We start from the raw sequence: 9,827 nt of genomic DNA, 5'->3' as shown, positions 1-9,827 counted from the left end.
ATATTATATCTATTTGTTTATTAACGATTTGAATATTTTTTACTCATTACAATCCTGATTTGCGGCAGATCGTAACATGTTCATTTGTTCTGTACGCATTATCACCGGGTGCTTACCCAAGCCAAATTCGGATAAAAAATCATCAAATTATTTATTTATATGTTAATGATTCCCATTTATAGCCGGAGTGTTACATTTCCATGACATAAATCGTAACGTTTTTTTGCCTGACAGCCCAAAAAAGTGTTCACTTTAGGAAACAGCTAAATGGCTGTTTTTTTGGCCTGAATCTGTGTTTTTTTTAACCTTGCAATTAATTAAATATATATTTAATTTGTGACAATTTTATTTATCAGACATCTTTAAACCAAAATTAAACAATGAAAAATATTAATTTACTAAATACTATTTTTAATAATCAAAAATGATATCTGGCTATTTTTTTATAACCCGATTTTTTCCTTTTTATTTCCTCCCGGACGGAAATAGCCGGTTTTTGCCTGTGGGTATAGTCGCTAATGTCAACATAAGCCAACTACGACAGACGGATAAGCATTTAAGACTTCAATATTGCGATTTTTCAGATTTAATATTTACTGTGAAAATAATCAGCCCATGTGATAAATCCATTGCCGCACAGCATTAAAACGACAGAAAATGTTATTTTGCTAAAATCGATTCAGTCATAAGAATGGTTTTATGCGCCGCTGACACAATTATCTGTTACAACATCCTGCTCACCCTGCAGATACTTACCGGTGTGACAATCCTCATACTTCCTCAATCATGGCGGCTTTGCCATTGCATTCCGGGACAGCCATGCTGTAATGATTTACGACTTAAGTGTTAACCTCGGTAAACAGGAGAATGTATATGTTCGACTTGACAGGTAAAATCGCAGTGGTTTCCGGCGGCGCCAAAGGGATCGGGCGCGGCATCGTCACCGCGCTGAAAAAGGGCGGTGCCACCATTGTTATCGCCGATATTGATGAAAAAACCGGCAGCGCAACCGCTGCAGAGCTGGGAACAGACTTTATGGCACTGGATGTAACCTCTCAGTCTCAGTGCCGCGCTGTTATCAGTAAGGTCAGAGAAAAGTACGGTCGTCTGGATATCCTCTGCTCAAATACCGGTATTTTCCCGCAATGCACCATCAAATCCATGACGGAGCAGGACTGGGATACCATGCAGAAGGTGAACGTGAAGGGGATGTTTTTCCTGGTTCAGGCCGCGCTGGGTGTGATGGAAGAACAAAAATATGGCCGGATCGTGATTACCTCTTCCATTACCGGTCCGGTCACCGGCTTTCCGGGCTGGAGCCATTACGGTGCAAGCAAAGCCGCACAGCTTGGTTTTATGCGCAGTGCCGCGCTGGAATATGCCCGTCTCGGGATCACCATTAACGCAGTCCAGCCGGGCAATATCCTGACTGAAGGACTGAAAGCACAGGGTGAAACCTATCTGGACCAGATGCGTGCCACTATTCCGACGCACACGCTCGGTGAGCCGGAAGATATCGGTTATGCTGCGGCGTTCCTTGCCTCTGATGAAGCTAAATACATCACCGGACAGACCATCATTATTGACGGTGGCCAGATTTTACCGGAATCCCCGGAAGCACTGCTCTGATAAAACAGCACAGGTGAGGATACCGCCCGGTATCCTCTTATCTGCCCTGATCCCTCGCGGCAGCAATCAGTGCCTCGCCCAGATAGCTTTTTTCTGAGGTAATCCCCGGCAATACCAGATAGTATCCGCCGCCGAACGGTTTGATGTAACGCTCAAGCGGTTCACCGTTCAGCCGTTTCTGTGTATCGATAAAGCCTTTTTTCAAATCCTTCTGGAAGGAGATAAATACCAGCCCCATATCCAGCTGCCCGGACGGGGTCAGCCCCAGCGAGTAGCTGTAGCTGCGGCGGCGCAGTTTGGCCACGTGTCGCTCTGTGGAACGCGGTTCAGCGCGGCGCATGTGAGAGTCAAATAAGACCCGGTCACCGTGCGGATCCTGCTTAAAGTCCGGGTCATCATGCTCATGCTCTTTGCCCATCGGCGCACCGCTGGCTTTGTGACGGCCAAAATCATTTTCCTGATCTTCCAGCGGTGTCCGGTCCCAGAACTCCAGCTCAAAACGGATAAGGCGTACCGCCTGATAACTGCCGTTCTCCGCCCAGGCGGGTTCCCGGCCGGTGATCCAGACCAGGTCGTTCATCAGGGCATCATCACCGGCATCGGCATTGCCGGTACCGTCTTTAAAGCCAAACAGGTTAACCGGTGTTGTGCGGCATTCAATATCCCGGGCCGGCAGAAAACCGTCAATTTTCCACAACGGAGCTACCCGGCCGGAGAGGCGGCGCAACACTTCACGCAGTGCATAAATCACTGTTTCACGGCTGTTGGCACAAAACTGCAGCAGGATATCCCCGCCGCACCAGGCCGGATCAAGCCGGTCGTTCGGGAATGCCGTCATGGCGGTAAATTTTTGCGGTTTCAGTGGCGATAAGCCGAAGCGCTCATCAAACAGAGAGTGGCCGAGAGAGACCGTCACTGTCAGTGCATCCGCAGTCAGCGCCGTACCGAGAATCCCGGATTCCGCCGGCGGCATTCTGTCATCGCCCGGTGCCGCCGCCTGGCGGTTGCGGGTCAGTTCCGCAATACAGCCGGTCAGCCGCCGGAAAACATCCTCAACCTCATCCAGCGTTTTAACGGTCAGATTCAGTGACAGAAAAATGGCCTCTTTCTGCTCCGGTGTGATAACCCCGGCCTGATGTTTACCAAGGTACGGAATTTCCCGCAGCCGCGCGCTGTTATCACACGCCGCCGGTGCTGCGGCGGCAGAAAAAGCCGGTAACCCGCCGGACAACAGGACACTCCCTGCCCCCAGCCATTTCAGGGTATTTCGTTTGCTGAGACTGACAGACTCTTCTGTCTCAGTCAGATTCACTTTGCCGTGTTTCATGGTTCATTCCGGTATTTGTAATACACGTCTATTTTCAGTTCAGCGCGCAGTTGTGCCAGAGATTCTGCCAGCAGCGTCAGGTCTGCATAGAGTTGCTGTTTATCTTCCGGTGTCAGTTTCTCATATTCCGCATACTGCCCCCGGGTATCCCGGTAACGGGCCATGACCGCATCCGGTCCCGCAAACTGCTTTCTGAGTGCCTCATTGGTTTTTGCGGATAATAACGGCGCCAGCCCGCTGACAATGCGCCGGGCCCCTTCAATATTGGCGGCGATATCTGACAGATCTGAACGGCTGTAGCGGTTTTCATCACCACTCAGTTTAGTGCTGAGAATCAGTTCAATACTGTCATCCGCAGACTGCACCAGCTTTGCCGCAGGGAGGGTTTCCACGTCGATCCGCTGTTTCAGGTCATTAATATTGCGCAGCAGATCGGCTGTGGCGGCCTGAGCGGCTGCGGGATCATTTTGAGCAAACAGCGCATATTCGATGCGGTGAAATCCGGTGAATTTCGGATCCTGCTCGCGGCTGAGAAAATAGCCGGCATGAGGGTTAATCACCCGGTCAGCGTGGCCGAAAACCACCACTGCCGCGCGGATAACCTCATAATCATAATGTGCCTGAATATAAGCCTGCCGTGCAGCTGCCATATCCCCCACGGCCAGCGCTTTTTGCAGCAATTGCAGCTGATGTTCAGCCGCAGCTGTCTGTTTCCCCATCATCGTCATGTAATCCGCCACGACCGGGCGGAATTTTTCAGGTGACGGAATATCCCCTTTGGCGATCACCACATCACTGCCGGTATCCGGATTACCTGCACGGTATTTTTCCGCATAGCCGGGAGCGCTGAGCAACAGTGATGTCAGAATCAGTACGGCTGTCCGGTTAATCCGCATGTTTTTTTCCTCTGCGGCAGAACAGCGCAATAATCACCAGCCAGTACACCACAAAAGTAATGACACTCAGGCCGATAGGCTGTGCACGGTAACCGAACAGGCTGGCCAGGAAGCTGCCGGTGGTACCTGTGTCATCCAGCCAGTTGGTGGTATCCCACAGCGGATAGATGAGGAAATCATTCAGTTCGATATCATGTTCGGTCAACAGGTTGACGATTTCTTCCGTTCCCTTAAGCAGCAGCGAACAGGCAAGGAACAACAGCACAATACCGGTGATGCGGAAAAACCATTTCCAGGCAATTTTCCGGTAAGTGAACAGGAACAGCCACAACGTCAGTGCCGCTACCGCGATACCGGCCACGACTTCCCCGGTAAATGACCACATGGTGTCTGCATTCAGCCCCATCACAATACCGGAGAGGAACACCACGATTTCACTGCCTTCACGGGCTATCGCGATCGCCACAATAAACAACGCGCCCCACCAGGAGTGCTGCCGGGCACTGTCATTCATCTCCTGCTCAATACCGGATTTGAGTGATGCGCTGTGCTGCTGCATCCAGTACACCATCTGCACGATCAATACCGCCGCGAACAGCGACATACCGATCATAAAGTACGTCTGACCGCTGTCATCCAGCACATTAAACACACCATAGATAAGCAGTGCGAGAAACAGTGACAGCGCAACACCGAGTGCCACTCCGCCCCAGAGATAGCGGCGCCCTGCGGCAGCATCCGGATGCTGTTTAATCCACGCATAAATGATGCCGACCACCAGCAGAGCTTCAAAGCTTTCACGCCAGACGACAAAAAGAACCTGTCCCATAATTAATTCCTGTGAACTGACACTTATTCCGCGATGATCTCACCGGCCGGATGCGACAGATGAAAATCATCAAAAAAGGTATATTTTCCGGGTTTGAGCGGCGCAATCACCACCACGGAAGATGCCCCCGGAGCCAGCACTTTCTCTTTGCGCAGCTGGGTGCTTTCAAATTCGACCGGTTCGGTGCCGGTATTAGAGATTTTAATGCGGATCGGCGTTTTTGCGGGTACCTTCAGTACCGGCGGTGTCAGTTCGCCGTTATTCATTTCCAGTTCGACAGTGAATTTCTCTGCCGCTGCAGCGGGCAGTGATATCAGGGAAAGCACCGATAAACACAGTGCCATAACAACGAGTTTCATGAGTGACCTCAGCGGGATAGCGACATCCGGTGTCCGGACAGCAGACCGCGGTTACCGGCCTGCTGTTTTCCTTAAATAATAAACTCAGTAACTGCCTTTGCGGCCGGTACCGGCATACTCGAAGTCCCAGGAGACATCAAACGGCTCAAACCACGGAGCAACACCGGTTTCTTTATCGATATGGCGACCGAAAGCCACGTTGTCGTTCATGCTTGGCGGAGAGATGCGGTATTCGACGCGGTATTTACCGTAACCATCCAGTTTCAGGTTTTCACCGTAGTGCGGGCCGTCGCTGGCAACCATCGCCATAAAGGTACCGGACTGGGCTTTTTTCGGATCATCCAGTTTGGTGACTTTGTAATCCACTTTCAGATACGGGATCCAGTCCCCTTCCGCGAAGCCGTTCGGGTTTTCCTCAACGGCGTGGATATCTGCTTCCAGGTGGATGTCTGACTTATCCGCCGCCAGATGGTGCATTTCATGTTTGCCTTCCACTGCCATGGTAATCGGCTGCAGATACACCCCCTGAATCTCCATACCGTTTTTGATAACAGGTTGTCCGAGCGGATATTCCAGTGCCAGGGCAGAGGTTGATACCACGCCCAGTAATGCTGCTGCCACACTCATCCCGATACGCATGCTGATTCCTCATTGTCATTATACAAATAGTGCTGACAATAATAATCATTACCATTTGCGCTATTCAAGTAAAAGTTATCGCTTACCGCCACATTTTTCAATGAAACGGTTACATTTTCACCGGGATTCAGCCACGAAATACATCCGCAAAGGCAATGTCCGGCAGGAAATATCCGCTGTTGTATAATTTGCGCGGATGCGTTACATCTTAATCAGCCTTCCGCAAATGAGATCACACTGATGCAAGCCGATATTGTATTGTTCGATGATTTTGAAACCCTGGATGTGTTCGGCCCTGCTGAGATTTTCGGCCGTTCCCCGCATTACACACTGAATTACTGCTCTCTCAGCGGTGGTGTGATCACCAGTTCACAGGGGGCTCAGATAATAACAACGGTATTTGAGCCGGAGAAAACCGCACTGATGCTGGTACCGGGCGGTCAGGGCACACGGCGGCTGGTCAGTGATGAAGGCATGCTCACGGCGTTGCGTACCGCGGCACAGCACGCACAATGGTGCCTTTCCGTCTGTACCGGTTCGGCTCTTCTGGCGGCGGCCGGTGTGCTTGACGGCCGACAGGCGACATCCAATAAACGTGCCTGGCAGTGGGTAACCTCTCTGTCCGCACAGGTAAACTGGGTGAAAAAAGCACGCTGGTGTGCGGACGGCCGTTTTTATACCTCTTCCGGTGTATCGGCGGGCACGGATATGGCGCTGGCATTTATTGCTGATCGCCACGGTGAGGCCGCAGCGGAGGAGATCGCACAACACATTGAATACCGGTGGCATAATGATGCCGGTGATGACCCCTTTGCCGTATAAAAACTGGACGACAGGCAACCATTTACGACATAATAGCGCCTCTGAAATAAAACCGGCGGATGTTTATGTTAGAAACTATCGGATTTGTGCTACTGGTGAGTACCTGCGGCGACGATGCCTGCGAGGCACTGCCGGTCACGGAAGATATCTATACCAGACATGAGTGCGAACTCCGCCTGAAATATATCGCCAAACGCCGTCCCAACCTCTACTTTATGTGTAACGAGGTGATGCGGGAAAACGGCTCCGGTGATGACGACAGCCCCGGAATTCCGGATGATCCGGAAGACACGCTCCCCCCGGATGAGCAGCCGCAACCGCTTAACTGAACGGATTAATTCCCTGTTTTATCAGACGCCGGAAACGGAAAATCGCCCAGCCGTTGATCACCAGAAACGTCGATTCAATCAGGGTGCCGCCGACTGTTCCCAGCCAGGCGTTATACACCACCCAGCAGGCTGTTGAACACCAGATCACATACCGCATACGCAATCCCGTCAGCAGAAAAAACGCAAAGGTGCTCATCAGGGTGCCCGTTACCGGCAGCACTTCCTGCCAGGTGCGGATATTCGGCACCGCCAGAACCAGTGTCAGTGAAACAAATAACCAGAGCACCCAACGCTGACGGTGGCTGATAGACACATAAGTCCGGATGCTGTTGAGCGTGGCACTGATCCCGGCGGGATAGGCACCAAGCAGAAAAAAGTGGGATGCCATAATGGCGGTGTAAATTGATAACCGGATTTTGAGCTTCCGCTCATTGCGCTGGACAAAAACCGTCGTGCCGATAATAAACGCAACAATACCGAGCCCCTGCCCTGCGTAATACAGATAGTCCATCTTCCCCTGCCGTAATCACATGCTGAATGGTTTTAATTATTGTGCTGCCAGCATAAACATAATTTGTTCAGGTTGCGAGCTATTGCACGTTTCAGACATTAAAAAAGAGGCCTCAGCCCCTTTTCTAATTGCATCATGCCGTTATCACATGTGCAGTGGTATCAGCATGCCATATAGCCCGGATAATGTGTCTCGATTTTGTGATAAGTCCGGGTTTTCTTATTATCGTCCTGAATCACACAGATTCTGCTTTTTGACTTCAGCGCCTGCGGGATTTTTTCCGCATTTTCATCTGCGGCAGCTGCAATAAAGATGTTAATTTTTGATTTCCCTTTACTGTATGTATAGGGCATTCCTAACAAACGTCTCGCAGCTCTGTTAGTTCGCATAATAAACTCCTCATTGTTGTGAACGTTCACCTATTATAGCAACTTACTGAAAATAATAAAGTTTTCCCTAAGTGGCTGATTTACCGCCTGCATAATGGTATTTCCGTGCCCTATCCTGTATGTTGGATACGACCTGTTCACTGACCGGGAGAGTCTGATAAATGGCGTGTATTTTTTGTGATATCGCGGCGGGGAAAGCCCCCTGTCATAAGATCTGGGAAGATGAGCATTATCTGGCATTTTTGTCGATATTTCCCAATACCGACGGTTTTACGGTGGTGATCCCGAAGGCGCATTACCCGAGCTATGCGTTTGACCTGGAAGACGATGTTCTGACCGGCCTGGTGCTGGCAACTAAAAAAGTGGCAAAAGTTCTGGAAAAGGCATTTCCGGATGTCGCACGCTGCGGCATGTTTTTCGAGGGCTACGGGGTGGATCATATCCACAGTAAACTCAGCCCGATGCACGGCACCGCAGATATGACAGAATGGCGGCCGATCGAGCATAAACAGCCCGCATTTTACACACATTATCCGGGATTTTTGTCATCCCACGACTGTGAGCGGGCAGATGATAAGAAGCTGGCTGAACTGGCGGCGGCTATCCGCGCAGGTCAGGAAAAGTGAGTGATTCCGGTGGTGCCTTCACCACCGGAATGTTGTGTCAGCGGACTTCGCACCCGACCACCGTGGCATACCCGAGACCATCACTGTCCATCATCAGCAGACACTGCGGGCTGAGGGTTTCCATCGCTTTTATCAGCATCATTGCCATCACAAAAACCGCTTCCCTGTCGGCGCTGACCTGATTATCCGCAATATAAATATTATTTTTCAGGAAAGTACGGCGCTGTGCTTTATTGCAGTACTGATAAATCACATCCTGCGCCAGTTCATTTTCCCGCATCAGCCAGAATGATTTCTCTTCCTCTTTATCCAGCAGATTCATTTTTTCCATCATCGGCAGATCGGCGGTTAACTGCATTTCATTGATCGGCATAAAGCGGGACAAACTACCGTTAAACGGAAATGTATTGCGCTCAAAATAGTAGCAGGATGTCAGCAGAATAGCGCCTGCCATTTCGTGATAAGCCGGTATCTGACCCGCCTGCCAGATATTCAGTCCGACCAGCAGCCACATGGCGCTGTTATCTTCCTCATCAAACAGATGGCCGATATCATCCGGTGTCTGAATGAATTCAGTCGCACAACCCCAGATTTTCGTTACATTGCGCTCAATTTCTGTATTTTGCAGCTGATTCGGGGTGATCACATACACGGTTTTCAGTTTTGACTGATAACCTTCATGCTGCTGATTCAGATCTTTCGCCAGCGCGGTAAAAATAGCCTCAACCGAATGGTCATAACCGGCAAGCAGCTGTTTATCTTCTTCGTCTGTCCGTTGTTTCCGCTCTGAGGTATAAACCTGTTTAACACTTTTCGGCATCAGCAATGAAACCCCGGTCACCATCAGTCTGCGCTGGCACCAGTTGACCCACTCATTACGTTTGAAATTAATGGAAGCATTCCAGCTCTGACAGGCAATCCGCGCCTGCTCATGACGGTGCATGGCGTAAGTGAACAGACACATCCAGATCAGAATGTACGGCAGATAGATAAAAATCAGTACTTCCGTCAGCGGGAGTTTGAAAATATAAAAATCGAGAAAAAAGATAAGGGCCAGAACGACGAACAGCAACCCCAGCCACAGCGTAATTTTGGCGCCCGGTGCATCACGTTTAACCGGAAATTCAGGAACAGGCCACGACATCGGAATATAGCTCCATGCTGAAAGAAATACAGATATGCCGCTCCGGGCTGCCGGAACGACGTCAGTGTTTGTTATAAAAAGAGAGATCACAAAAAATCGTGACTGATACAGGGAAATAACGGCAGACCGGTTAAAAACTTTAATGGGACAGCATGAGACAGATCACAAAATCCGACAGAGAACAGAGAGAAATAAACAGAAATTAAGAAAGAGGATAACTGAGAAAAAAGAGAACTGCAGGGAGAAGAAAGATGGTGGGTCGTACAGGATTCGAACCTGTGACCAATTGATTAAAAGTCAACTGCTCTACCAACTGAGCTAACGACC

At 50.1% G+C, this 9,827-nt stretch carries 12 protein-coding genes; 4 read left to right on the top strand and 8 right to left on the bottom strand.

Features of this window, described 5'->3' with window-relative positions; all coding sequences use genetic code 11:
- Window positions 1-873: 873 nt before the first annotated feature.
- Window positions 874-1,629: a 3-oxoacyl-ACP reductase FabG gene (gene fabG / locus GN208_RS17270; protein WP_004240285.1), complete on the top strand. Its 756-nt coding sequence runs from the start codon at window positions 874-876 to the stop codon at window positions 1,627-1,629.
- Window positions 1,630-1,666: 37 nt separating this feature from the next.
- Here the strand turns inward: fabG and efeB are convergent, their stop codons facing one another.
- From efeB to GN208_RS17245, 5 genes are all read right to left on the bottom strand, one after another.
- The gene (gene efeB / locus GN208_RS17265; RefSeq protein ID WP_004904008.1) at window positions 1,667-2,956 is read right to left on the bottom strand and encodes an iron uptake transporter deferrochelatase/peroxidase subunit; all 1,290 of its coding nucleotides are present in this window, start codon (window positions 2,954-2,956) and stop codon (window positions 1,667-1,669) included.
- Window positions 2,953-3,852 carry an EfeM/EfeO family lipoprotein gene (locus GN208_RS17260; RefSeq protein ID WP_004904007.1) on the bottom strand — a complete coding sequence of 300 codons (900 nt, stop codon included), beginning with the start codon at window positions 3,850-3,852 and terminating at the stop codon, window positions 2,953-2,955. Before GN208_RS17260 ends, efeB begins: the two co-directional genes overlap by 4 nt.
- Window positions 3,842-4,681: an FTR1 family protein gene (locus GN208_RS17255; RefSeq protein WP_004240281.1), complete on the bottom strand. Its 840-nt coding sequence runs from the start codon at window positions 4,679-4,681 to the stop codon at window positions 3,842-3,844. Before GN208_RS17255 ends, GN208_RS17260 begins: the two co-directional genes overlap by 11 nt.
- 23 nt (window positions 4,682-4,704) lie before the next feature.
- Window positions 4,705-5,040, bottom strand: a complete 336-nt coding sequence (locus tag GN208_RS17250; RefSeq protein ID WP_015422862.1) for a cupredoxin domain-containing protein — start codon at window positions 5,038-5,040, stop codon at window positions 4,705-4,707.
- 84 nt (window positions 5,041-5,124) lie between these two features.
- A complete protein-coding gene (locus GN208_RS17245) occupies window positions 5,125-5,679 on the bottom strand; it encodes an iron transporter (protein WP_004240274.1) in 555 nt (184 codons plus the stop codon).
- 240 nt (window positions 5,680-5,919) lie between these two features.
- Between GN208_RS17245 and GN208_RS17240 the strand changes: the two genes are divergently transcribed.
- Both GN208_RS17240 and GN208_RS17235 read left to right on the top strand, forming a co-directional pair.
- Window positions 5,920-6,501: a DJ-1/PfpI family protein gene (locus tag GN208_RS17240; RefSeq protein WP_004904005.1), complete on the top strand. Its 582-nt coding sequence runs from the start codon at window positions 5,920-5,922 to the stop codon at window positions 6,499-6,501.
- Window positions 6,502-6,566: 65 nt separating this feature from the next.
- Window positions 6,567-6,830, top strand: coding sequence for a hypothetical protein (locus GN208_RS17235; protein ID WP_004240271.1), 264 nt, complete (start codon window positions 6,567-6,569; stop codon window positions 6,828-6,830).
- Here GN208_RS17235 and GN208_RS17230 read toward each other — a convergent pair.
- Both GN208_RS17230 and sra read right to left on the bottom strand, forming a co-directional pair.
- Window positions 6,823-7,341, bottom strand: coding sequence for a YgjV family protein (locus GN208_RS17230; protein ID WP_004240270.1), 519 nt, complete (start codon window positions 7,339-7,341; stop codon window positions 6,823-6,825). The genes GN208_RS17235 and GN208_RS17230 overlap by 8 nt on opposite strands.
- Before the next feature lie 161 nt (window positions 7,342-7,502).
- Window positions 7,503-7,730 carry a stationary-phase-induced ribosome-associated protein gene (sra, locus tag GN208_RS17225; RefSeq protein WP_015422863.1) on the bottom strand — a complete coding sequence of 76 codons (228 nt, stop codon included), beginning with the start codon at window positions 7,728-7,730 and terminating at the stop codon, window positions 7,503-7,505.
- Between the two features lie 161 nt (window positions 7,731-7,891).
- On the opposite strand from sra, the gene GN208_RS17220 reads away from it, so the two are divergent.
- Window positions 7,892-8,356: an HIT family protein gene (locus GN208_RS17220; RefSeq protein WP_004904003.1), complete on the top strand. Its 465-nt coding sequence runs from the start codon at window positions 7,892-7,894 to the stop codon at window positions 8,354-8,356.
- Window positions 8,357-8,393: 37 nt separating this feature from the next.
- Here the strand turns inward: GN208_RS17220 and GN208_RS17215 are convergent, their stop codons facing one another.
- A complete protein-coding gene (locus GN208_RS17215; protein WP_004240267.1) occupies window positions 8,394-9,500 on the bottom strand; it encodes a hypothetical protein in 1,107 nt (368 codons plus the stop codon).
- Window positions 9,501-9,827 lie beyond the last annotated feature (327 nt).

Origin of the sequence: Morganella sp. HSTU-ASny43, assembly GCF_022819185.1 — a bacterium.
In the GTDB taxonomy this organism is placed as follows: Bacteria; Pseudomonadota; Gammaproteobacteria; order Enterobacterales; family Enterobacteriaceae; genus Morganella; species Morganella morganii.
This window is presented reverse-complemented; position numbering and strand designations above follow the sequence as displayed.

Coding starts and splice junctions, on each gene's coding strand:
- GN208_RS17230 (WP_004240270.1), bottom strand. CDS start 7,341: ATGGACTATCTGTATTACGCAGGGCAGGGGCTCGGTATTGTTGCGTTT.
- GN208_RS17235 (WP_004240271.1), top strand. CDS start 6,567: ATGTTAGAAACTATCGGATTTGTGCTACTGGTGAGTACCTGCGGCGAC.
- GN208_RS17245 (WP_004240274.1), bottom strand. CDS start 5,679: ATGCGTATCGGGATGAGTGTGGCAGCAGCATTACTGGGCGTGGTATCA.
- sra (WP_015422863.1), bottom strand. CDS start 7,730: ATGCGAACTAACAGAGCTGCGAGACGTTTGTTAGGAATGCCCTATACA.
- GN208_RS17240 (WP_004904005.1), top strand. CDS start 5,920: ATGCAAGCCGATATTGTATTGTTCGATGATTTTGAAACCCTGGATGTG.
- GN208_RS17220 (WP_004904003.1), top strand. CDS start 7,892: ATGGCGTGTATTTTTTGTGATATCGCGGCGGGGAAAGCCCCCTGTCAT.
- efeB (WP_004904008.1), bottom strand. CDS start 2,956: ATGAAACACGGCAAAGTGAATCTGACTGAGACAGAAGAGTCTGTCAGT.
- GN208_RS17215 (WP_004240267.1), bottom strand. CDS start 9,500: ATGTCGTGGCCTGTTCCTGAATTTCCGGTTAAACGTGATGCACCGGGC.
- fabG (WP_004240285.1), top strand. CDS start 874: ATGTTCGACTTGACAGGTAAAATCGCAGTGGTTTCCGGCGGCGCCAAA.
- GN208_RS17255 (WP_004240281.1), bottom strand. CDS start 4,681: ATGGGACAGGTTCTTTTTGTCGTCTGGCGTGAAAGCTTTGAAGCTCTG.
- GN208_RS17250 (WP_015422862.1), bottom strand. CDS start 5,040: ATGAAACTCGTTGTTATGGCACTGTGTTTATCGGTGCTTTCCCTGATA.
- GN208_RS17260 (WP_004904007.1), bottom strand. CDS start 3,852: ATGCGGATTAACCGGACAGCCGTACTGATTCTGACATCACTGTTGCTC.